The organism is Paenarthrobacter sp. PH39-S1 (genome assembly GCF_030063245.1).
In the GTDB taxonomy this organism is placed as follows: domain Bacteria; phylum Actinomycetota; class Actinomycetes; order Actinomycetales; family Micrococcaceae; genus Arthrobacter_M.
Map to the genome: position 1 here is coordinate 127,965 of NZ_JASISR010000006.1, position 23,727 is coordinate 151,691.

General features: G+C 62.0%; 17 protein-coding genes and 1 pseudogene. 5 read left to right on the forward strand and 13 right to left on the reverse strand.

Going from position 1 to position 23,727, the window contains the following annotated elements; all coding sequences use genetic code 11:
- Positions 1–96: 96 nt before the first annotated feature.
- The 13 genes and pseudogenes from QMG52_RS05925 to QMG52_RS05985 all read right to left on the reverse strand — a co-directional run bounded on the left by QMG52_RS05925 (position 97) and on the right by QMG52_RS05985 (position 16,615).
- A complete protein-coding gene (locus QMG52_RS05925; protein ID WP_283559502.1) occupies positions 97–1,815 on the reverse strand; it encodes a dipeptide ABC transporter ATP-binding protein in 1,719 nt (572 codons plus the stop codon).
- Entirely contained in the window at positions 1,812–2,786 is a 975-nt protein-coding gene (locus tag QMG52_RS05930) for an ABC transporter permease (protein ID WP_283559503.1), read from the reverse strand. The genes QMG52_RS05925 and QMG52_RS05930 overlap by 4 nt, the downstream gene beginning before the upstream one ends.
- Positions 2,779–3,705 carry an ABC transporter permease gene (locus QMG52_RS05935; protein WP_283559504.1) on the reverse strand — a complete coding sequence of 309 codons (927 nt, stop codon included), beginning with the start codon at positions 3,703–3,705 and terminating at the stop codon, positions 2,779–2,781. The genes QMG52_RS05930 and QMG52_RS05935 overlap by 8 nt, the downstream gene beginning before the upstream one ends.
- Positions 3,706–3,830: 125 nt before the next feature.
- Entirely contained in the window at positions 3,831–5,477 is a 1,647-nt protein-coding gene (locus QMG52_RS05940) for a peptide ABC transporter substrate-binding protein (protein WP_283559505.1), read from the reverse strand.
- A gap of 182 nt (positions 5,478–5,659) precedes the next feature.
- Positions 5,660–8,575 (reverse strand): dipeptide ABC transporter ATP-binding protein, encoded by a 2,916-nt coding sequence (locus QMG52_RS21890; protein ID WP_349361660.1) that lies wholly within the window; start codon positions 8,573–8,575, stop codon positions 5,660–5,662.
- On the reverse strand, positions 8,572–10,113 hold the full coding sequence (locus tag QMG52_RS05955; protein ID WP_283559506.1) for an ABC transporter permease: 1,542 nt from the start codon (positions 10,111–10,113) through the stop codon (positions 8,572–8,574). Before QMG52_RS05955 ends, QMG52_RS21890 begins: the two co-directional genes overlap by 4 nt.
- 75 nt (positions 10,114–10,188) lie before the next feature.
- Positions 10,189–11,976 carry an ABC transporter family substrate-binding protein gene (locus QMG52_RS05960; protein WP_283559507.1) on the reverse strand — a complete coding sequence of 596 codons (1,788 nt, stop codon included), beginning with the start codon at positions 11,974–11,976 and terminating at the stop codon, positions 10,189–10,191.
- Between the two features lie 709 nt (positions 11,977–12,685).
- Entirely contained in the window at positions 12,686–13,489 is an 804-nt protein-coding gene (locus QMG52_RS05965) for an ImmA/IrrE family metallo-endopeptidase (RefSeq protein WP_283559508.1), read from the reverse strand.
- 81 nt (positions 13,490–13,570) lie between these two features.
- Positions 13,571–13,723, reverse strand: a pseudogene (locus QMG52_RS22170) (helix-turn-helix domain-containing protein); the annotation flags it as partial.
- Between the two features lie 725 nt (positions 13,724–14,448).
- Positions 14,449–15,009: an Abi family protein gene (locus QMG52_RS05970; protein ID WP_283559509.1), complete on the reverse strand. Its 561-nt coding sequence runs from the start codon at positions 15,007–15,009 to the stop codon at positions 14,449–14,451.
- Between the two features lie 225 nt (positions 15,010–15,234).
- Positions 15,235–15,489 carry a Txe/YoeB family addiction module toxin gene (locus tag QMG52_RS05975; RefSeq protein WP_283559510.1) on the reverse strand — a complete coding sequence of 85 codons (255 nt, stop codon included), beginning with the start codon at positions 15,487–15,489 and terminating at the stop codon, positions 15,235–15,237.
- Positions 15,490–15,741 carry a type II toxin-antitoxin system Phd/YefM family antitoxin gene (locus tag QMG52_RS05980; protein WP_283559511.1) on the reverse strand — a complete coding sequence of 84 codons (252 nt, stop codon included), beginning with the start codon at positions 15,739–15,741 and terminating at the stop codon, positions 15,490–15,492. It abuts the gene before it with no gap.
- A gap of 301 nt (positions 15,742–16,042) precedes the next feature.
- Positions 16,043–16,615, reverse strand: coding sequence for a cupin domain-containing protein (locus QMG52_RS05985; protein ID WP_283559512.1), 573 nt, complete (start codon positions 16,613–16,615; stop codon positions 16,043–16,045).
- Between the two features lie 632 nt (positions 16,616–17,247).
- On the opposite strand from QMG52_RS05985, the gene QMG52_RS05990 reads away from it, so the two are divergent.
- From QMG52_RS05990 to QMG52_RS06015, 5 genes are all read left to right on the forward strand, one after another.
- Positions 17,248–17,457, forward strand: coding sequence for a hypothetical protein (locus QMG52_RS05990; RefSeq protein WP_283559513.1), 210 nt, complete (start codon positions 17,248–17,250; stop codon positions 17,455–17,457).
- Positions 17,458–18,067: 610 nt separating this feature from the next.
- Positions 18,068–20,581: a YrzE family protein gene (locus QMG52_RS05995; RefSeq protein WP_283559514.1), complete on the forward strand. Its 2,514-nt coding sequence runs from the start codon at positions 18,068–18,070 to the stop codon at positions 20,579–20,581.
- A gap of 1,012 nt (positions 20,582–21,593) precedes the next feature.
- A complete protein-coding gene (locus QMG52_RS06005; RefSeq protein ID WP_283559515.1) occupies positions 21,594–22,286 on the forward strand; it encodes an MSMEG_4193 family putative phosphomutase in 693 nt (230 codons plus the stop codon).
- A gap of 24 nt (positions 22,287–22,310) precedes the next feature.
- Positions 22,311–22,865, forward strand: a complete 555-nt coding sequence (locus QMG52_RS06010; RefSeq protein ID WP_283559516.1) for a DUF3090 domain-containing protein — start codon at positions 22,311–22,313, stop codon at positions 22,863–22,865.
- Complete coding sequence (locus QMG52_RS06015; RefSeq protein WP_283559517.1) at positions 22,865–23,632, forward strand: SCO1664 family protein; 768 nt, start codon at positions 22,865–22,867, stop codon at positions 23,630–23,632. Before QMG52_RS06010 ends, QMG52_RS06015 begins: the two co-directional genes overlap by 1 nt.
- Positions 23,633–23,727: the final 95 nt, after the last annotated feature.

Here is a 23,727-nt window from a genome sequence, read left to right on the forward strand (position 1 = left end):
CGCCATTCGATGATCCGATGGCGCCGCTTGTTGTTGATTCTGCAGTTTTTTTCGGACCTGCTGTTCTTCAGAACCCGCAGTTCTTCGGTCGCGCCGCTACGCAACCTCGGGCGGCAGTTCCAGCCGGGAGCCGGGGATGGCATCCAGGAGTGCACGCGTGTAGCCCTGCGTGGGCGAGTTGAAAACCTCGTCCGTGGTCCCCGTTTCGACGACCCGGCCCTTCTCCATGACGCAGACGTGATCGGCGATCTGCCGTACGACGGCCAGGTCATGGGTGATGAACAGGTACGTCAGCCCCAACTCGGTCTGCAGATCCGCCAGCAGGTTCAGTATCTGCGCCTGCACCAGCACATCCAGGGCCGACACTGCTTCGTCGCAGATCACGATTTCCGGGTCAAGTGCCAGTGCCCTGGCCACCGCAACGCGCTGGCGCTGGCCACCGGAAAGCTCATTCGGGAACCGCTGCATGGAGGACGCCGGGAGGGCGACCTGGTCCAGCAGCTCGCGGACCTTCGCTTCCCTGCTCTTCTTGTCCCCGATGCCGTGCACCCGCAGCGGCTCTTCGATCGTCCGGTAGATGTTGTACATCGGGTCCAAGGATCCATAGGGGTCCTGGAAGATCGGCTGCACCCGCCGGCGGAAGTTGAACAGCGACTTCTTGTCCAGCGCGGTGAGGTCGACGCCGTCGAAAATGATGTTGCCCGCCGTGGGTTTTTCCAGATTCAGCACCATTTTGGCTACCGTCGATTTGCCCGAACCAGACTCGCCCACCACCGCGAGGGTGGTTCCGCGTTTGATGTTGAAGGAGACGTCGTCCACGGCCTTGAATTCCGAGCTGCCACCCCCGCCACCGCGGAGCTTGTACACCTTGGTCAGATTTTTGACCTCGATGACGTCATCGGTCTTCGCGAGCGATGCATCCGTCTCCAGAGTCAGCACATCGCTGGATTCAATGCCGGCCGCCTTGGCAGACTTGATCCGCTGCGACGCCAGCGACGGAGCCGAAGCGACCAGGCGCTGGGTGTAGGGGTGCCGCGGGTTACGCAGGATCTCCAGGGCCGGCCCGGATTCCACCACTCGCCCCTTGTACATGACGACGACCTTCTCGGCCCGCTCTGCAGCGAGACCAAGGTCGTGGGTGATCAGCAGAACGGCCGTTCCTAATTCAGAGGTCATCGTCGCGAGGTGGTCCAGGATCTGGCGCTGAACCGTCACGTCCAGGGCCGATGTGGGCTCGTCGGCTATCAGCAGCCGGGGGCTGCAGGAGAGCCCGATGGCGATGAGCGCACGCTGACGCATGCCGCCGGAAAACTCGTGCGGATACTGTTTGGCGCGGCGCGCGGCGTCCGGCAGACCGGCATCGGCAAGCACCTCCGCGACCTGCACGTGAATGTCTTTGCGCGCCAGATTATTCGCCTTAAGGGTTTCCTTGACCTGAAAGCCGATTTTCCACACCGGGTTCAGGTTCGACATCGGGTCCTGCGGAACCATGCCGATGGAACGGCCTCGGAGCTCGAGGATCCGCCTGCTGTCGGCCTGTGTCAGGTCCTCGCCATCAAACAGAATCCGGCCACCACTGACGTAACCGTTCTCGGGCAGGAGTCCGATGGCGGCCAACGCCGTCGTCGACTTTCCGGAGCCGGATTCGCCCACAATGGCGACGGTTTCGCCGGGCATGATCGTCAGATTCGCATTGCGGACTGCCGGAACGTCTCCGGACGCGGTGGTGAAGGTGATGGCCAGGTCCCGCAGTTCCAACAGGGGCCGCGGCCCCGAGCCGTCTTGCTCGGTGATCTGCACTCGGTCTTTGCTCATCGTTTGCGTGCCTTCGGATCAAGAGCGTCACGCACGGCATCGCCGAGCATAATGAAACTCAGTACGGTAATCGACAGGGCGACGGCGGGCCACAGCAGGGTCGAGGGGTTATTGCGCAAAGATGTCTGTGCCGCAGCAATGTCATTGCCCCACGACATCACCGTCCCCGGCAGGCCGATGCCCAGGAAGGAAAGTGTCGCCTCGGCCACGATGAACACACCCAACGACACCGTCGCGATCACAATGACCGGGGACAGCGAGTTCGGGATGACATGCGTGATCAGTGCCTTGACCCTGGACACACCCAGCGACTTGGCGGCCACCACGAAGTCGGCGTTGCGGACCTCGATGACGGCACCGCGGGTGATGCGGGCGATCTGCGGCCAGCCGAGAACCACCAGTGTTGCCACCACGGTCCAGACGCTGCGGTGCTCACGGACGGCCGGCAGCGAGTTGATCACGATGGCGCCAAGGATCAGCGGCAGAGCGAAGAAGATGTCCGCCAGACGGGCCAGGACCGCGTCCAGCCACCCGCCGTAGTACCCGGCGATGGCACCGATCGTACCGCCAATAATCAGCACACCGAGGGTGGAAAACACCCCCACGGCCAGGGACGCCTGCGTGCCGTGGATTAATCGAGCATAAACGTCGCAGCCCTGCAGCGTGAAGCCGAGCGGATGGCCGCCATCGGGGCCCGCATTGGAGTTGATCAGATCGCACTGCGTGGGGACGGTCTGCGTGAACAGACCGGGAAAGAAAGCCACTGTCAGGGTCAGGAGAATCAGCAGCGCAGAGATGATGAAAAGCGGCTGCCGGCGCAGGTTCTTCCACGCCTCGGCCCACAAGCTCAGCGGTGCTGCCTGCTCATTGAGCGAATCGGTGGCCTGCAGCGGAGTCTGTTCGATATCCGCGACAAAATGTTCTATCCGGTGGTTACTGGAGGTACTACTTATGGGGGTATTTTCAGGCATAACGAATCCTTGGGTCTAGCCAGGCGTACAGCAGGTCCACCAGCAGGTTGGCGAGGACGAACACGAGCACCAGGATGCTGACGATCGAGACAACCATCGGCCCCTCGCCCGCGAGCACCGCCCGGTACAAGGTATTGCCCACGCCCGGGACATTGAAGATCCCCTCGGTGACAATGGCCCCACCCATCAGGCCACCGAGATCCGCACCGAGAAAGGTGACAACCGGGATGAGGGAGTTGCGCAGAATATGGACCATGACGACGCGGCGCCGGGACAGTCCCTTGGCTGTGGCTGTCCGCACGTAGTCGGCGTTCATGTTTTCCAAAATGCTGGTCCGGGTCAGCCGCAGCACGTAAGCGAAGGAAACCAGGCCGAGAACAACGGCCGGCAGAGTCAGATCCGCCCAGTCAGCGGCGCTGCCGACCGTCGGTTTTGCCCAGCCGAGTTTGACGCCGACGACGAACTGCAGCACGAAGCCGAGCACAAAGGTCGGGATGGCGATGACCACCAGGGAGGCAATGAGGACGGTGCCGTCGAAGAGCTTGCCCTTGCGCAGACCGGCGAATACTCCCGCTGTGACTCCGAAGATTGCTTCAATGGCCAGCGCCATGATGGCCAGCCGCGCAGTCACGGGAAATGCCTGGCCAATGATGGCGGCAATGGGGCGGCCGGAAAAGCTGGTGCCAAGGTTGAAGGTGAAGAGGTTCTTGATGAAGATGCCGTACTGGATGAAGAACGGCTGATCCAGATGGTATTGTGCGGTTAATTGGGCTACGACGGCCGGGCTGATGGGTTTACCACCGGACAAGGCGTCGATCGGGCTGCCGGACATCGAGAAAACCAGGTAGTAGACAATCAGTGTCGACCCGAAAAACACCGGGATGACCTGGAGCACTCGCCGGAAGATGAACCGCAGCATTACGAGATCCTTGTGGAATCGCAGTAAGTGACGAAGAGAGACATGGATACCTTTTGTGGTGAGGACTTACCGGCCCGACGATGGGGCCCGACCGTCAGGCCGGGCCCCATCGATGTTCGGCTGGTTTATTTGCCGGAGATGTTGTAATAGAGCGGGACACCGTTCCAGCCGAAGTCGACGCCGGTGACGTTGTTGCTCCAGCCACCCGTCTGGGCCTGGTACCACAGCGGGATCACCGGCAGATCCTTGAAGAGGATCTGCTGAGCCTCGTTGAAGATCTTGTTGCCCTCATCGGTGGACTTGGCATTCAGCCCTTCCTTCAGCTTGGCATCGAACGCAGGGTTCGAGTAGTTCCCGTCATTGGAACCTGCGCCGGTGCCGTACAGCGGGCCGAGGAAGTTGTACAGCGACGGGTAATCGGCCTGCCAGCCGGCGCGTGAGGCTCCGGTCAGCTGCTTCTTATTGACGTCGTTGCGCAGTTCCTTGAATGTCGCGTACGGCTTGCCCTCGGCCTGGATGCCGAGCGCGTTCTTGATCTGGTTCGTCGCAGCATCAACGTATTCCTTGTTGCCGGCGCCATCCACGTTGTACGCGATGGTGAACGTCGAGTTGTCCCACGGGGTGATGGCGTTGGCCTGGTCCCACAGTTTCTTGGCCGCGCTTGCGTCGTAGGTCAGCACGTCCGCGCCGGACACGCTGTCACTGTAGCCCTCAATAACCGGGGAGGTGAAGTCCTTGGCGACCTTCTTGGTGTTGTTGAAAATTTTGTCGATGATCAGGTTGCGGTCGATCGACTTGGAGATGGCCTGGCGGCGTAACTGGCCGGCTTCGCCCTGGAACGCCGGCAGGTAACTCGGGATGGTCAGCGTCGCGTTGCCTGCGTAGGCCTTGACGATGCTGCGGTCCCCAAGGTCCTTCTGGAAGGACTTGATACTGCTGGCGGGGATTCCATCCAGCACGTCCAGGTTGTCCGCCAGCAGGTCCTGGTAGGCCGCGTCGGCCGTGGTGTAGACCTTGAAGGTGACGCCGGCGTTCTTGGGCTTGCGCGGGCCCGTGTAATTCGGGTTCGGCACCAGATCGAGCTCGGCGTTGTGGTTCCAGGTCTTCAGCGTGTATGGCCCGTTGCCGGTCGGCTTCTCGCCGGCGGCCTTCGGGTCCGCGATAGCGGCTTCGGTCAGCGGGAAGAAGGCCGTGTAGCCAAGGCGCAGCTTCCAGTCGGACTCGGCCTGTGCCAGTTTCACCGTGAAGGTGGTGTCATCGACGACCTTCAGACCGGACATCGTTTGCGCGGTCGGCGCAGCCGTCTTGCCATCGGCGGCCATGGCGCTCACGTCTTTATAGCCCTCGATGGACTCGAAGAAATACGAGTTCAGTTGGGCGTTGGTGCTCAGCGCACCAAAGTTCCAGGCGTCAACGAAGTTTTTGGCGGTGATGGGCGAGCCGTCGCTGAACTTCTCGCCGCTCTTGATCTTGATGGTGTAGTTCTGCGAGTCGGTGGAGTCGATGGAATCGGCCATTTCGTTCACCGTCTTGCCCGAAGCGTCGTAGCTCAACAGGCCGGAGAAGATCAGGTCCATCACGCGGCCGCCATAGACCTCGTTGGTGTTGGCCGGCAGCAGCGGGTTCTGCGGTTCCCCGCCGAACGCGGTGATGACCTTCGTCGTGTCAGCTGAAGTGTTGGTGGTGCCGGTGCTGCCGCCGCTGCAGGCCGTCATGGCCAGAGCGACCACAGTGGCGACACCGAGAGCTTTGGAAATACGCGAAAAACGCATTCCGCCTCCTATTTCTATGCGAGAGACTCCGGCATTTTTTAGTGCCGGGTTTTTGGTGCTGGGGTCGTGCACCACGGGTATGTGGCCAGCATCACGTGGATATGAGCCTAGACCCGAATGTTTCCGATAGGAAACACTAGCGGCCCGTGGGGCATCTTGTTACCGAGATGTAACCTTGGGTTTTAGCGGGCTCGAAAGCTGTCCCGGAGCCTGTTGACGCCCGGCCGGGCGCGTTGGTTCCGGCGCAGCCGCTGGCTGTCCGGGTCCGGCACCGGAACCGCCGCCAGCAGACGCCGGGTGTAGTCGTCGCGCGGATTCCCAAAGACCTGTTCGCGCGGACCCTGCTCCACGATTCGGCCGCCCTGCAGGACGACGATCCGATCCGCCAGGGAGTCAGCCACGGACAGATCGTGGGTGATGAAGAGGCAGGCAAAGCCGAGTTCGCGCTGCAGCATCCGCAGCAGGTCCAGGACCTTCGCCTGGACCGAAACGTCCAGGGCGGAGGTCGGCTCATCGGCTACCAGCAGATCCGGCGATAAGCTCAGCGCTCTGGCAATTGCCACCCGCTGCTTCTGGCCCTCGGAGAGTTCGTGCGGATATCGGTTGCGGTGGCTGCGGGGCAGCTGGACCTGGTCCAGCAGCTCATCGACGCGGCGCTGCAGGCCGGCCCCGCGCCAGCCCTTGGCCAGCAGAAGTGGTTCGCCGATGGTCGCCGCGACGGGCATCCGGGGATTGAGCGAGCCCGATGGTTCCTGGAACACCATGCCGACTCTTTCCTGCAGGGCGCGCAATTCCCGGGGCCGGACGGAGTCCAGTCGCCGATCCAGCAACCGCAGCACTCCCGCCGTCACGGGCAGCAGGCCAACGGCGGCATGTCCCACCGAGGTCTTACCGGACCCAGACTCCCCCACCAGCCCCACCAGCTCGGAAGGGTAGATAGTCAGATCGATACCATCGACCGCGCGGAACGCCCCTGCGCCTCGTGCGCCGGGGTAGTCAATGCCCACTCCGGACAGCTCGAGGACAGGACGTCCGCGTCCTTCTCCCGCGCCGGCTGCGCGGCCTTCTTCGGTCGGCCCTTCCGCGCGGCAGTCTTCTGCGGGCGCGGTAGCGGGGCGCCTGCCCAGCCGCGGAACGGCTTGCAGAAGTGCCTTTGTATACTCGTGCCGCGGTGCTGAAAATATCCCGTGGGCGGTGCCGGTCTCCACGGCCACGCCGGCGCTCATCACAATGACCCGGTCGGCCAGGTCGGCCACGACACCGAGATCATGGGTGATCAGCACGATCGCCGCATCGAGGTCTGTCCGCAGCCGGCGCAGCAAATCGAGTATCTCCGCCTGCACAATCACATCCAGGGCGGTGGTTGCCTCATCCGCGATCAACAGCTTGGGTCGGCAGCACAGGGACTGCGCGATCAGGGCACGCTGGCGCTGACCGCCCGAAAGCTGGTGCGGATAGGAGTCAAAGGTTCTTTCCGGATCCGGCAGCTCCACCGAGGCAAGCATCCGCAGCGCATCGCTGCGGGCCTGCGCCGGCGACATCGCGCTGTGCTGCCGCAGGGTCTCCACAATCTGAAAGCCCACCGTGAACACCGGGTTCAGCGCCGTCATCGGGTCCTGGAAGATCATCGCAATATCCTTACCGCGGATGCGGCGGAGCGTGCCGGGTGTGGCGTTCAATATTTCCGCGCCATTGAACCACACGCTGCCTGTCGCCCTGCCGTTCGCCGCCAGAAGTCCCAGCAGCGCCATCGAGCTGGCGGTCTTGCCCGAACCGGACTCCCCCACGATGGCCAGCACCTCGCCTGAATGCACGTGAAAGTCCAATCCGACGACCGCCGGCACCCAGTGCCGGTCGACAGCGAAATCGACCCTTAAACCGCGCACTGCAAGGACGGGGGCGCCAGCGGACTCTGCAGGGTCCGACGGCTCAGCCGCCGACCCGGCTGATGAGGTGCCAGGCCGGCCCGGAACCGGCCGCGAACCGCCGGCAGCTTCCCTGCTCCTAGCTGGAGCGGCGCTCCCGTGGCGCGGATCGAACGCATCACGCAGGCCGTCGCCGATGAAGTTGATGCACAGGCAGATCACCACAATAAACACGCCTGGCCACCAGAACAACCACGGGCGGGTGGAGATGGATGACTGGTTCGCGACCACCAGCAGCCCGAGCGAGGTGTCCGGCGCCTGGACTCCGAAGCCCAGATAGCTCAGCCCCGCTTCGAGCAGGATCGCCGAAGACATCAGCAGCGTGGCATTTACGATGATCACTCCGGCGGCATTGGGCAGCAGATGCCTGGTAATGATCCGGTGGTTCGAGGCGCCCGCAAGCCGGGCGGCGTCAACGAACTCCAGCTCCCGCAGAACCAGGAACTCCGCGCGGACCAGCCTGGCCATGGAGGTCCAGATCACCAGACCTAGGAACATGCCCAGCAGCACCACGCCCAGGTTCTGCTGCAGGAAGGTGAAGACATCGTCCGAAAATGAGCGCACCACGGTGACGTTCCCATCCGCGTCCAGCACCGTCCGTCCCGTTCCGGCATGCCCCACGAGCACACCGAGCACAGCGGCGATGACGACGCCCGGGACGACGATGACCATGTCCGTGATCCGCATCAGCAGGGCACCGATGGCGCCGCTGAAGTAGCCCGCGGCCGCCCCCACCAGCACGCCGATCGCGGTGCCCATAATGCCGATGGTGACCATGACGATGATCGACAGTTGGGCTCCCCGCATCGTCATCGCGAACATGTCGCGGCCCACGCGGTCCTGCCCGAATGGATGGTCCCCGAAGTCCAGCGGAAACCGGTAGGTGGGGGCGGCATCGTTGATGATCGGCAATACCTCGTCGTAGCGGTAGTGCCACCAGCCGGGAATATCGATCACGCCCCAAAGCCTGATGCCGGCGGCGCTGAAGACCAGAAGGATGACCAGTGCGAGGGCAGTAAGTCCCGCCAGTGCCCCGACATTGCCGAAGAACCTGCGCCGGACCAGCCGTCCCGGACTTGGACCTGGGCTTGGACTTGGACTTGGACTTGGACTTGGACTTGGACTTGGACCGAAGCCTGGGTGCCGGCCGCTGTCCTGCGGCTTCGCCGTCATGCGCCGACCTTCACCCGTGGATCCAGCGCGGCATAGACCAGGTCGGCCAACAGATTGCAGGCCAGCGCCGTGATGGCCACAACCACGAAGAACGCCATCACAGGGTTCGGATCCACCTGGCGCAGACCGTCGACGAACATTGAGCCCATGCCACGGTAAGAGAAAACACTTTCCGTGATCACCGCTCCGCCGATCAGTCCGCCGATATCAACGGCCGCGATGGTGGTCAGCGGCATGAGCGCATTCCGGAAGGCGTGCCGCAGGACGACGGTGAACTCCGGCAGGCCCTTGGCCCGTGCCGTGCGGACGTAGTCCATGTTCATGACGTCCAGCATCGAGGACCTCGCGTAGCGCGTGTAGGAGGCAATGGAGATCAGGACGAGCGCGGCGGTCGGCAGCAGAAGGTGAGTCATCCGGTCCAGGCCCGTGACCCACAGGTCCCCCTCCAAGCCCGGCGTCGCGGCACCGATGGTGGCGATCGGGCGGCCGTGGATGCGGCTGTCGGAGAAGTACGCGGGCCAGGCCTGCATAAATCTGTCGATCAGGATCACCAGCCCCACCAGCAGACCCGTCAGTGACGCGGCCGTGATATTGCCCCGGCGGTCGTCTCCCCCAAGCAGAAATCCGATCAGAACAGCGGCCAGAATCGTGGCCGCGGCCAGCAGCATGATCATCAGCGGCGTCGCCCGATCCAGCAGGCCCTGCACTGCGAAGTAGGAGGCCACCCCCGTTGCGGCGGCGGCAAATGCGGCGTAAAGCGCCCTGGTGTTGTGCAGGCCCGCGGTCAGCGCGGTGAAGCCGAAAGCTGCACCCGCTCCGGAGAGTGCGATCGCAACGGGTCCGAGGCCGGGGGCGCTGAACCAGTCCGCGGCCGAAACGTAGGTCAAAACCGCAGCCGTCGCGGCGCCGGCCGAACCCCCCGCCACCATCCGGCGCCTGACACCGCCGCCGGCACCGAGAGCGGCGACGGCGCAGACCACTGCGGCAATGAGCAGGACCGCGGCGGCCGGGATCCGGGGAGAACTGAGAAAGTTGTTGAAACCGATGGCGCCGTATTCCTTCAGCAGCACGGCCGCCCAGAAGACCGGCAGCGAAAAAAACAGAAAGGCCAGGAACGTCACGCCGTAGTCAAGGGCGCTGTGCCGGCGCAGGGCGGTGACGATACCCAGCGTCACGCCAATGACCACGGCAAGCAGTGCGGCGGCGCTGACCAGAGACAGGGTCTGCACCATGGCCGTTCCCAATTGTTCTGTCACGGGCTGGCCCTGCAGGTTCTTGCCCAGATCGCAGGACCCGGCGAACGGAACCAGACATCCTGCTGCCCCCCGGAGCCAGATAAAGTACCGCAGCGGCGCCGGAACGTTCAGGTGCAGCAGCTCCGTGCGCTGCGCGATGAGCTGCGGCCGGTTCGCGGACGTGCTGGACCGAAGCTCCTGCAGCGGATCCCCGGACGCAGCCGTCAGCAGGTACACGACGAAGGATGCGCCCAGCAGGATGAGCACCGCCGCGGAAACGCGCCGGACAAGATACGTCACCATGTTTACGCCCCCTGCTCTTGCATCCGCGGTTGTGGCAACCCCTCCTGACGCCGCGCTGGCCCGAGCCAGGGTGCGCTACTTCCGGGCCCACTGCCAGTAGTTCCACCAGACACCCGTCTGGCCGGCCATCGGCTTGATCCCTGTGACGGCGGAGCTGTAGGCCACCACCCCGGGTGGCTGGAACAATGGCAGCCCGTAGTCGGAGGACCAAATGATCTTATCGAGCTGAATGAGCAGGTCTGCCTGTTTTCCCATGTCATCGGTGACGATCAGTTGATCCATCAGCTTGTCTGCATCGGCGTTGGAGAACTTGTTGTAGTTCGAGACGCTGCCGGAGCGGAATAGTTGCGGAATCTGGCTGACTCCGACTCCCGGACTGTTCCAGCCGAAGATGGCGGCGTCGTAGCTGCCGTCCCCCAGATGAGTGTTCCAGTCAGCCCCAAGGCCGCCGTCGACGACGTTGAAGCCTGCCTTGGCTGCCGCGTCCTTAATCAGCGTGAACGCATCGGCCCGATTGCTGTTGGCCTTGCTGTACATAATCCGCACCGTGGGCGTGGCCCCGTTGAGTAGCCTTTTGGCCCCTTCGATGTCAACATCCACGAATGCCGCCGAGCCGTTGTTCTTGATCGAATCCGCATACTTTGGCTGTGCCGGAAGGAAGACCTGGGACTCCAGTGGCTTGGCCCCCGCATCCAGTTTTTGGATGATTTTGTTGACCAGGTCCTGCCGCGGGACTGTTTTGAGGAACGCTTCACGGACGTTCTGGTCAGCAAAGACACCGGTGAAGTTAAGGTCCAGATGATCATAGGAGAGCTGGTCGAACTGATTGAAGGAAACGCCCTGACCGGCCATGGCCTTCAGCTGGACCGCGCTGTCCGCGGCGGGCTGCGGCGCGATGATGTCGGCTTCCTGGTTCTTCAGGGCGGCGACCTGCGCGGACGCGTCGGCAATGAACCGCACCGTAATGCTGTCCAGGCTCGCGGCGGGTCCCCATTTATAGTCGGTGTTCCGGCTGAGCGTCAGCGACTGGTCGGGGACGATGCCGGTGACGATGTACGGACCGTTGGAGAGGAAAACCGAGGTGTCCGTGGGCATCGTTTTGGTATCAAAACCTGTGTTCCAGTATTCGGCCACCTTGCGCAGATCGGCGTTGGGCGTTACCGGCTCGTCCGGATTGCCCTTGGGCACAGTCTTCAGGAGGCTGCTCAGAGCGGCGGCGTCCTTCAGCCCGGCCTTCTGCGCCACCGCATGCGCGGGAACGTCCACCGGCGAGCCGAAGGCGACTTCCCAATCGGCAAATGGTTTCGTGTACTTGAGCGTCAGGGAACGCCCATTGTCGCCGATCTCCGGCAACTCAGTCATGGCCAGTCCGGCGGTGTCCCCGCCGAATTCGAAATAGTGATTGCCCGCTAGGACATTGCCCTCTTTGTCCATCGTCGCGTCGTTGTAATAACCAGACTGGGCGGCCCAAGCCAGCATCAGGTCATTGGCATCAACGGGCGCTCCGTCGGACCACTTAACGCCGTCATTAATGGTGTATCTGATCGTCAGCGGATTGTCGGAAATTTTCTCATATTTTCCGAACTTTTCGTTCTTAACGATGTTCAGTTTGTCGTCTATGTAGTTAAATCCCGTGTGCGTTGCATAGGCGATCTTGGAGTTAATGTCCGCACTGCCGGTACCGGTGTTGGGGTTGAAGGAGTTAAACGCATTCGTTTCCGCGACCACAGCAGTCCCGCCTGACACTGCGCCGCTGGCACTCGCGCTGGTGCTCACCGGACCTGGCGCGGCCGTACATCCACTCAAAACGAGCATGGTTACCGCTGCCGCCCCCACGGCCTTAGAAACACGTCCGAAACGCATTTCTCCTCCTTGTGATTCTGGTATCGCGTCGATCGGTTGGCGTGCACCCCGGGCAGCCTCATACCGAGCAGACACCTCGCGTCTGCCGCCTGCTGAAAGCCTAAACCGGATTCTCCGTTCGGCAGGCCCATAAGATGATGCGCCGTGGCGTTGTTACCTAGATGTAGTGCATCCTGCCATCGTGATCGGGTAATGGACGGAATGAGAGGTCAGGACGGTGGGCTCCCGGACCGGGAGCCCGCCGAAATTATGGATTTCTTCTTAGGCCCGCTGACCCGGGCCGCCGAACAGTTCATGCTGTGACTTCTGGGGGAATAAGGACTCATGGCTGAGCCAAGACTGATGGGGGAACAAGGGCTCATGGGTGAGCAAGGTTGGGAAAATCACCCTGCCCCACACTCGCAGCATACCAGCGCCGCCAATCCCCATCTCTCGGAGCCCCATCCGCGTCCTCAGCGGGGCTGCCCATCCAAATTGTCCCCGGCTTGAGCCTTGATAACCTGCGGCTACGCCAAAGAACATTTTGCAGCAGTCTGGTCATGCGGCGGTCTTGGACGATGTGGCGATTCTAGACGTTAAAGCGGAACTCGACCACGTTCCAACAGAAAGAAGCAGCACATCAGAATGACCCTCAAATCCCTCGACGTTACACTCATGCTGGCTACTTTGCAGGCGAGGCCGGTCACGTCGATAGCATGCCCAGAAGGTTTCAGACCAGTCGCAGCACTGGACGCTGATCAGCATCGCCAAGCAGGTCTCGGACCTGTCCCGAACTAATCTTGAGGACTTCAGCAAGTGCAGGCACCCCTCCTCCGTGATCCGCAGCCAGTTCCGCAGCCTTCCTCAGAAGCGTCGGAACTTCTCCTGAGTACGCGCTCGTCGGGTCGGCCAATGGATCGTCGACCATCGCCAAGCGCTGGTAAGCCCGTCGCGCAGATGATTCGGTGGTTCGTCCGCGCTCCACCATTCGTCGGATCAATGAGTGTGGCGAGACACCCCATGTCCTTCCCAGCCGGTCCAGCGCGGCCAAGTCGAGCCGCTGGGGAAGCGCCGCATCCATCGCTGTCGCCGGGGTAAGGAACGCGGCAGCGAACTCATCGGCTTCCCGCTCGACTGCAACACCATGTTCTCCCAAGTCCCGGTGAAGGAGTAGATGACCAATCTCATGCGCAATTGAGAATCGGTGCCGGAAGACGTTCTCACTCCGACGCGGGGTTGTAACAATAATGGGACGATCCAGAATCACAACCGAAAAGGCGTCTACTGAGTCGATCTCACCGAGCGGGCGAACCACCACCACGACGCCTCGGGATTCGGCTGTGGCAACGAGGTGCCTCAGCGGTCCTTCCCCCAGATCCCAGCACCTTCGCAAGAGCGCGGCGGCTTTGGGGGGCGTCGTTCCTGGCTCCAACGCGGGGAGTTCAACCTCAGGGAGCTTGATGAATGTCTCGAGCGCAAACGTCAACTCCCAGACCATGGTCGCGGTGGACAGTGCCTTTTGACGGTCACTCACGCGCGTCGACCGCAAGCTACGGAAGTGCGCGTTCACGGTGTCAATGCGCGCCAATGGGCGACCGGCGCTGAAGAAACTCGGCCGAACTTTCAGTACCCGTGCCAGACGGTCGGGAACTTCGGACTTCGGAGAATTGATTCCGGCTTCGTACTGCCCAATCGCGGCAGCCGAGACGCCAACATCGGCAGCAAGGTCAGTCTTACTGACCCCGATGCGTACGCAGGCCTGAGTCAGCCGCGCCGGCTCGAAGCGACCGTACGTCTGGCCGCCAAACGTAGACTAGGCAGTTGTTGACGACTGGAAGCTTTTAGCCGGCAGGAGACACCTTACACGATGGGAATCCGCGTCCCTTCAGCGCGTCATTCGCGTCATCCAGAAGGTCGCGCCACTGGCTCCCGAACCCCATGGCATATCGCGTCTCTGACACCTGATGCGCCTCCGCAGATTTGTTATGTCGGGATCGAACGACCTCGACGAGCACGTCGCGAACAGCGTCTGCGTGATCGCCGAGAGCGTCGGCAGGTGATTCGGGAACCATGGACAAGGCTCCTAAAGCTGTGTCCGAAGCCGCGCGATCGACGCGGACTCAGCTTCAGGATTACACATATTTCGCGCATTGGCACTTTAGTGGAATGCTGTCCTATCACGCGTGATGGTCACGAGGGTTTTGCGGCCGGCCAGCCCTTCCCAGTAGACCGAGTCTTGTAAATTCTGACGCACGAGGTGCGGGAGCACGGGTTCTGCAGCTCTACCCCGGACCAGCACGTCATCAAGCGAGGCAATGACATCAAGCACCGAACGCGGCTCGAATTGTCCTGCAAGCCGTTTGGCCTTTAACCGCACGTTATTCGGCGTTGGCCCAGCGTCAATGACCGAATGGTGCCACAGCCGGATGAGATGCGCACACCGGTTACGCAGGTAAACCAGCGACCTCACACGATACGCGAAGCCCGCCTTAGCTACACCGATACTCGTGGCGACTCCATCAGCCAGAGTACCGGCAGCCCCGCGCTCAATGGCCTTCGAGAGCGTGCCAAAAACGACCATGCCTCGACGGCGGACCAAACAGGCAGTTCGCCGAAATCTTGGGTGCCACCGCTGGTGGTCCTGTAACGGAGGATGTGACGGTCTTTGCTCCGGCCGATGTCACGGAGACATGCTTCGACGGTGGGCTCCTCGCTGCCGACGTCGGTATAGGAGTCCTCTTCCAGGAAGCGGCCGTATGGACCATGAACGTCAGCGACGACACAGGCAAAGTGCGTGCGAATCAATACCTCGGCTCGGGCGAGGGCCTCCGTGAGTGGGCCGCGCAGCGCCTCGTCGTTGTCGCACATCGCGCGGATCTCATCAAAGGTCATGCCTTCTTCGAACGCGTTGTCACCGAGATGGGGAGCCCGCTGGAAGTACCGCGCGTACCCAGAGAATCGGTAGTAGGTGTTTGCGCGCAGAAACTCCACACAGCGGTCTTCGCTGTCGATAACAAGGCCACGACTGGATAGGAGATCAACCTGCTCCTCCACGGACAGGTTCGGCTCCCCAGGCACCCCGGAAAGAAAGAGGCCCCTTCCATTTGAGCTTCAGCGAGAAGCTTGGAAGGGGGTCGATTGATTTCAGTCTAGCTGATGCCGCCGACAGAATCTGACGGCCAGAGGTTGAACTTGAACTCGACTACACATTGAATCTAAATTCCACCACATCGCCGCGGTTACCGAACCTTTGATATGCCGGTGGCCTGTAGCCTGACGTCAGTAATGGTATCGAGCCTGAAGGATAACCAGGTCGTCGCCCTCGACGAGGTACACGAGACGGTGCTCGTCGGTGATGCGCCGTGACCACGCGCCCTGCGCGCCGTACTTGAGCTGCTCGGGCTTCCCGATGCCGGCGAACGGCTCCCGGAGACACGCGTCAATGAGCGTGTTTATCCGCTTGACGACCTTGCGATCCGCCGTCTGCCAGTGCCGGTAGTCCTCCCAGGCGGACCGATCCCAGATCAGACGCACTCACTCGCGCCTGTCGAGCTCGTGCGCCTCGGTCTCCCCCGCACGGGCGCGTTCGTAGGCGTCGAGCAGCCTTCGGGCATTGGCGGGCGAGCGAAACAAGTATTCCGTCTCCTTCCACGCCGCGTACTCGTCGGCCGGCATGAGAACGGCGTTTCCGTTGCGGGAAACGATCTCAACGGCGTCGTGGTCCTCGTTGATGCGTTCGATGAGCGGGAACAGCGTCTTGCGCGCCTCGCTTGCACTAATGGACATGACAATGACCCCTTTCGCAGACCAGTGGTACAACAATATGGTACCACTGGTCTTGAGGTGCCTCAAGGTCGACCGTCAACAGTCGGACTGATAACAGCGGAAGCGACTGCGCTGGTCAGGCCGGATGCCTCGGTCTTGGTTGACGACGTCATGGCTGTCTACGACATCAGCAGTCAGACGTTAGACCGAAACTCAACTACCCCGCGGAGCTCCTGGGCTAGGGATACCGACCGACCACGAACGATGTGCCATGAGTCCTATGATGCAAGGCGCTGTCGATCGGCAGCCGCAACTCGCTGCGTCACCGGACCGATCGTGTGCGCCAAGGACGTTCGAGATCGGGAGGCCAGTAGGACTCAACCAGTCGGCGTCGGCCCGCAAGTACTGCAACCCACCCGAGCACCGTCATCGAGCTCACCCACAGCCAGCGCGGCGGCCCCGCGATTTGGTATTTACCTCGCTCGCTGACGAGAGCGAGTGACAGCATGTCGCGGGGTGCCCCGTCGGGTCGTACGCGACCATCCCGCGCGAGTCCGAATGCGACGCGTAGACCACGCTCCATGAACGCACCGGGCTCGCCTGTGATGTGCACAACCGCGTCCTCACCGGACGAGTTCGCTGGGAAGTGAAACTCGTCCGTGACAGTGAACTCTTCGCCGGGACCAAGTCTCTTCAGCTCGTCACCAACAGTGAGGTCGAGGGTGCCCGACTCCACCTGGAACCGTTCGAATCCCGGATGGCGGTGCTTGACCACCGGAAGCCCTCCCGCCGGGAAGGTTATCTCCATGACAACCCGTTCCGATGACCGCTCGAGGAACCGCAAGCGTTCACCGGTGATCGGATTGTCGATCACGTCCCATCCCGCAGTCTCCATCGCGATCTCCAGTGGTTCTCAGCCTGGTCAATCGTCAGGCTACCTGAATTTCAGGTAGCCCAATCGTAGGACGACCTCGCGTGAGGCACAAGACCGAACTACCTCTGCGTCAACTATGTCCGCGCTTCTGCGCGGCGTTCGACAGATCTAACCGAAAGCAGGTTGGGTCAGGCTTTGCATAGAGGGGTCACTGTGGAAGAAATCCCTGGTCAGAGGAGATTTTTACACATTAAACCTAAATTCCACCACCACGTTCCGTCATGGAAAAACCTCTGTTTCACCACGACAGACCCCGCGACGAGACGTTGGCGTAGCGAACCTCGGAACGCCGGATTCGTCTCGGGAACACGCGCCGGGCGGGGTTTGGTTCGGCGATGTGTGCGTTCGTTTGGCCGCGTCAGGACCCGCTAAGGTTCGCGTTCCGGCCCTCGAACTTGGGGAATCCGTCCATGCGTGCACCCCGGCCCGTGTGAATCGCAGAGCGGTTTTTGGGCTCTGTGTCAGCTTGTGGCGGTTGACGGCCAACGGCAAGCCAACAGAAACCCCGAGTCAGGAAGGGAACCCCCTGCGGCATGGTTCGTTAGGGGATCGGCTACCGGGCATCTGTCCGTAGCTTGCCTAGAGTCGAACGCATGGTCAACGTTGTTAGCGACGCGTATTCGAGCAGGGCGGCGGAATACGTCGAACGCTTTGCTTCAATGGGTGCTGCGCACCCTTCAAATCGTCAACGGGTGGTGAATTGGGCGAATGGTATCGAGGGACCGGTACTCGATGCTGGTTGCGACCACGACGCCGAAGACCTCGAGATTAGCTCGGACGCGAAGTACCGCCAGGAAAACTAGAACTCACCGCGTCGCCACACGTAGAAAGGTCATGAGACCAAACCCTCATCGTGAGGCGACTCTAAACGGTCGTCGGCGTCGTTCATCCAGGCGAAGGCTGCAGTTACTGCATCCTCGTCAATCCTGAGGATGCGCAGTCCGTGCTTGCGAGCGAGTAGAACTGGTCGACCCAGGCCCGTAGCCAACTCGACGTTGCCTCCCCGGTTCAGCGACAGGCTGGGAATGAGGTGAATACCGTGGAGAACATTTAAACAGGGCTCCATCGAGTGCGTCTCGACTGACCACCATTTCGAGTGCGCCACCCCACTAGACGCTGTACCTGGATTCGAGCTACTCCAGGCACCTGAACCGCGAGGGTCTCTACATCGCCGCCGAGACGGTGGAACGCAAGGCCGGCGCGGCGGCCGCCGGCAAGCGCCGTGGCCGTGGTGCTGCGCCGGCAGACAAGGAATTTGCTGCCGCTGCTGTCTGAGTTGTTGTTGGGATTTCCGCAGCCTTCGTCGATAAAGGGCAGATGCTGCGGAAATTCCGCAATGTATAAGACGTGCGCGTAACAAGAATCAGCCCGTGGCACGATGAGAAGTACAAAAACAATTAGGGGGAATTTGTTGTGACTGAACCGCATTATCCGCAGACCGGGTCATCCGGACCAACCAATGAGGCGCCTGACAGGCCGATCACTGGCAGCGCAGGGAACCGTGACCATATAGAACCTGGGTCGGGCGCTGCACCAGCGTCCACCCTTCTGAAGTCTTTCGACTACAAAACTCTGATCCCCGGGGCCCTGGTCGGGGCCATTTCTTATGTGGCGGTTCTGATCAGCGCGGTCCTCTTCTTGATTCTGGCGTTGATCGGCATCAGCGCCAGTAACGGTGGCAACACCGAGCTACCGTCAAGTTCAGTGCTTCCCAATGGCGGCGCGGTGCCGTCGCCGTGGTCCCTGGTAGGGCAGCTGGCTGTCCAACTGGTCGTCATGAGCCAGCTCGGCGCACTTGGTTCGAGCATCGACGCAACCATTCCGTTCATGGGAAACGTGCACGGATCGGCTTCCTTCTTCGCTGTTCCCTTGCTGCTGACGGCTGTGTCGATCGTGGCGCTGTTCCTGGGCGGGCGGTACGCCGCGAAACGTTCCGCAGCTCAATCAACCACCGGAATCTGGATCGAGTCGGCCATCACAGGCCTGGTCTTTACCCTCCTGGTCAATATCATCGGGGCGATTTTCGCCATATCGCTGCCTGTACCGAGCGTAAAGATCAGCCCGGTTGGGGCAGTGACGTTTGGTTCAGTCCTGGTTGCGCTGGTAATCGGGACGCTCGCGACTTTCGCAGGGCGGGCATCAGTACGCCCCCGTGCGGGTGCCGGTGTTGGGGTACGCGCCTCAGTTCGCCGCTCCTTTGAAGCGGTGGCCGTGCACTACGGCGTTTTTCTGGCCATCGCCATCCCCGTTGTTGTGCTTATTCTGGGAATCAAGTCCGGCTGGCAGGCCACGCTCTCAGCTCCGTTGTGGGCACCCACTGCGGGCTTCTTCATGTTCGGCCTGGGTCACCTCAGCGCCGTCAGTCGCACCTGGAATTTTGGCTCCTCAGTGGCTTCATCGTCGAATTCTTCAGGTTCAGACATCAGCTTCGGCTTCGGAAGTGCCCTGGCCCAGTACGGCATCCCGGGTTGGGCTGGCTGGTTGCTGCTGCTCTTGGCGCTGATTTCAATCCTGGCAACCTCCGTGTTCTGGTACCTGCGCCGCGGACCGGTGGTCGGAAACAAGATCACGGACTGGGCGATGCTCCCCGCCGCATTTCTCGTTGCCGGGACGCTGATGACGTGGCTCAGCAGCGTTACCGGAACCTTCGACGCCGGTTCACTCGCGTCGGGCGCCGGCAGCATGACGCTGGCGTGGTGGACCCCGTTCTTCCTGATGCTCTGGGGCGGTGCAACGGAGGCGTCAGCGCGCTATGCCGCACCTCAGCTCAGCAGGTACGTCCCCTTGGCCATCGCTCACAAGATCGTTCCCGCGCAGCCGGCTGCGACTGCGCCAGCTGCTGTTCCAACCGGCTATGCAGCCCCTGGAGACCATCCCGCGCTGGCACCGCGGGAGCCGATGTCCGCCCGCACGAAGCGCACTGTTGGACTCGTTCTCGGATCAATCGGTCTCGTGGTTGTCCTGCTCGTCGGTGGAGTCATCGCTGTCACCATCATCAAGGGCGGCAACGGGCCCGATAAAGCCGTGAACAGCTACCTCCAGGCGCTCCAGAATGGCGAGGCTTCGAAAGCGATGGCTCTGTCCGATCCTGGCCTGGCCAACGATCAGCGGGTCCTGCTTACCGATGAGGTTTACGCCAAAGCCGGCAAGCGGATTGACGGCTTCGACATTGTGTCGACGACGGTTTCCGACGACAACGCCACCGTAGTGGCCGACCTGCATCAGGACGGCCGTAAGCAGCAGACGACGTTCAATCTCCGCAAGTCGAACCCTGAACTCTTGGACGATCACTGGAAGATGGAGTCGTCCCCGCTCCAGAGTCTGCGCATCACCTCGGACACCCCGGTGCGGACCGTACTGGTCAATGGTCAGGAACTCAACGTCGGCCTGGCCGACAGCAGTACTGGCTCCTCAAGCGTGAATTTGCCTGCTTTGCCTGGGGAGTACACGGTGGAATTGCCGTCGTCGGAGAAGTATCTGACGGCACCGAAGTCAACCACGCTGGTAGTCATCGGGGGTGCTCAGGCCCCGCCCACCGCCAGCCTCAAGGTGGACGCGTCTGAGGCCCTCAAGTCGGAAGTCATGTCACAGGTCGACGCCCATCTTGCCGAATGCGTCAAGTCCACTGAAGCCGAGCCGGCCAATTGCCCGCTCAACAACTACAGTTCATCGCGCTCTTCACGAAACTTCCACTGGACGCTCACGACGAAGCCCACGTTCAGCCTGAACAAGGATCCCTATGGTTCTTCCCCGTGGCGTCTTCGTACGCAGACACCCGGGAAAGCCACAGTCAGCTATGAACGGGACAACTCATACGGTTTCGGTACAGCTGAATGGAAGCCCGCTACTGACACAACCTCGGTTTCCATGAGTGCCAATGTCACCGTGGAGGACGGCATAGTGAAGCTGACCTACAGCAACTATTAGGACGACAAATCGCCCGACCGGGCCCCTGGCACTACGCCTGTGGCGGTGTAAGCCAGTGCCAAAAAAGCCCTTCCCGGGGTCACCGGGAAGGGCTTCTTTGTGGCCAGCTCATGCTGCGGTTCCTTTACGGCCGCAGCGGGCGTTGTCCCGCTGGTCGTCCTTGGCTGCGGCGACGAGGTTATTGCGGCCGTAGCGGTACAACTTGCGCTCTATGGATGGCCACTCCACGCCGCCCATCGGCCCAGCTGCAACGAACCCTGGTCGAATCTGGGAAGGATAAGGGTCTCCAAAAAACACTGCGCCAAACTTTAGGGGGAGGGGCACGGTCGCCTCAGGATTACACCAAGCCACTTCCTTGTGCGACAAAATGCTGACGGCATCACTTTGACTGGGCGGCCCGAAAAGTGCGATAGCCGCCAGAACAGTGTTCTTAGCGGCTATCGCAAAAGGCCTCAGGAAGGTCAGAAACTACACATTAAATCTAAATTCAACCACGTTCAGTCGTGGAATAGCCTCTGCTTCCCACACGATAGACCCCAAGACGGGAGGTTTGCGTAGCGAACCTCGACACGCCGGATGCGTCTCGGGAACGCCCGGCGGGCCGCGGGGTCGAGTCGGTGATGTGTGCGAGGGCCTGGCCGGGTCAGAACCCGCAAGGTTAGCGTTCCGAAACCTCGAACTTGGGGCCGTCCACTGGGCCTCACCGGTGCCAACCGGGCACAGCCGGGCCTCGGGGAAGCGCTGGCCGCCTGCCGAAACGGGGACACCCGCGTCGTGACCACCCTCGACCGCCTGTCCTCCATACGGGGGGGCCACTTCGGTCGGGAGCACTTGCTGTGCCGGTTCTTCCGGTTTTGCTGCGTCGGCCATGAGCTGGTCAGTGCGTGCCGAGTCCGTCTGGGCGGCTTTGAGCGCGTCGGCGTGCTTGAAGGGTTCAGTGCTTTGTGTGCGTGTTCGACGCGCGACCCTGTACGGTTCACACCCCCCTCGACCGGGTGGCTAGGCTGGGTGGATGGCAACAGTTATTCTCGTGCGGCACGGCCGAACCACAGCCAATGCCACTGGACTGCTGGCCGGTCGGGCCGCCGGTGTCAGCCTGGACCAGATCGGGCGCGAGCAGGCGGCTTTGACCGGAGAGCGGCTCGCGGCCGTGCCCGTCGTTGGGGTGGTATCGAGCCCTCTCGAGCGTTGTCAGCAGACCGCCCAGCTCATCCTTTATCGCCAGGCTGGCACTCCGTACGCGCCGTTGGAATCCGATCTTACCGAGTGCGATTACGGCCAGTGGCAGGGCCGCACGCTGAGTGATCTCGCAACCGAAGATCTGTGGTCGGCTGTGCAATCTCAGCCGTCCTCCGTCATCTTTCCCGGAGGTGAATCCATGGCCGCGATGCAGGCGCGGGCTGTAGCAGCAATTCGCCGCCACGATGCAGCCTTCGAAGCCGAGTACGGGCCAGGAGCCGTGTGGGTGGCGGTGAGTCACGGTGACGTCATCAAATCAATTGTCGCCGACGCGCTCGGCATGCACCTCGACCTGTTCCAGCGCATTAACGTGGGCCCTGCCTCCGTATCGATCGTGCGCTACGGAGCCAGTCGGCCGAGCGTCTACGCGACCAACACCGACGCGGGTGATCTGTCGTGGCTGTCGAACGGCATCCACTCTGGCGATGCGCCGGTGGGCGGCGGTGCAGGGCAAAAGGCGCCATGAACCTCATGTGCCTAAAATACTGACATGCCTACACGTGTTCACGAGTTTGCCTGGCCTGATCGGGTCGTCATTGGCACCATTGGCCTTCCGGGGGCGCGCACGTTCTACCTGCAGGTGCGCGCAGGGACGCAGATCGTGAGTGTTGCCCTGGAGAAGCAGCAGTCGGCTCTGCTCGCGGAGAAGATCGACGAAATTCTCGACCAGCTCATCACCGTCGAGGGCAACCCCTTCAGCGTTCCCACGAGTACTCCCATTGAACTTGTCGACAATGACCAGCTCGAGTCCGTCCAGGAACAGTTTTGCGCCGGCGCCATGAGCTTAGGTTGGGACCCAATCACGGCCCAGGTCGTAATAGAGGCCCACCCCATCACCGATGTCGATGCTGATGACAACGACGAATCGCTTGATGAGGACGGTGCTCACGAGCCCGAAATGCTGCTCGTGCGAATGCCGGTCGGCACCGCCCGCGCATTCGCCAAGCGCACCCGTGAGATCGTGGGCGCCGGGCGTCCGACGTGCTCCCTCTGCGGTTACCCCATAGACGCCGACGGGCACATCTGCACCCTTCCCGAGGTCTAATGCCAGCGCCGGACCTAGTGACCGCCGAGCTGACACTCACCGGCCGCATCACGACGGCTTCAAACGCTACATTCCTGGGCAGCATCGGCGACGTGATGGTCGTCTATAAGCCGATAGCAGGCGAAAGTCCGCTGTGGGATTTTCCCGACGGCACCCTGGCTCACCGGGAGGTGGCCGCCTACCTCGTCTCGCAGGTCTTCGGCTGGGACGTCGTGCCGCACACCTGGCTGCGCGATGGTCCGATGGGCGAAGGAATGGTGCAGCTCTGGCAGGAGCAAGACCCCGCCCAAAGCGCCGTGAACCTGGTCGCGAAGGACCACGTGCCGGAGACGGGCTGGAAACACGTTCTCGAAGGACGAGATGAGAACGGACGGATGGTCGCCCTCGTTCACGAAGACTCGCCAGCCCTCAGACGCATGGCGGTGTTCGACATCATCGTCAACAACGCCGACCGCAAAGGCGACCACATTCTTGCCATGACGGACGGACACCGGCACGGCGTGGACCATGGGCTCACCTTTCACCGTGACCACCAGCTGCGCACAGTGCTGTGGGGATGGCTGGGCGACGCTCTGACCGCCGAGGAACGCGACGGCATCGATCGTGTCAGCGAAGGACTGCACGGTGGGCTGGGCCGAAACCTGGCGGACTTGCTCAGCGCCGAAGAAATCGCATCGCTCGCCGCGCGCTGCGCCCGGTTGGGCTTGGCAGGGCGGTTTCCGGCTCCGAGCGGTGAGATGTCGGCGGTGCCCTGGCCGCTGTTCTAAGGGAATTACGGCTACGGGCTCCGCAGGCTATCGCGTTGAGTCGTCCTCTGCGGGCGCGCCCGCAGAGCGGATCCAACGCCAGGCAAGAACGGTGC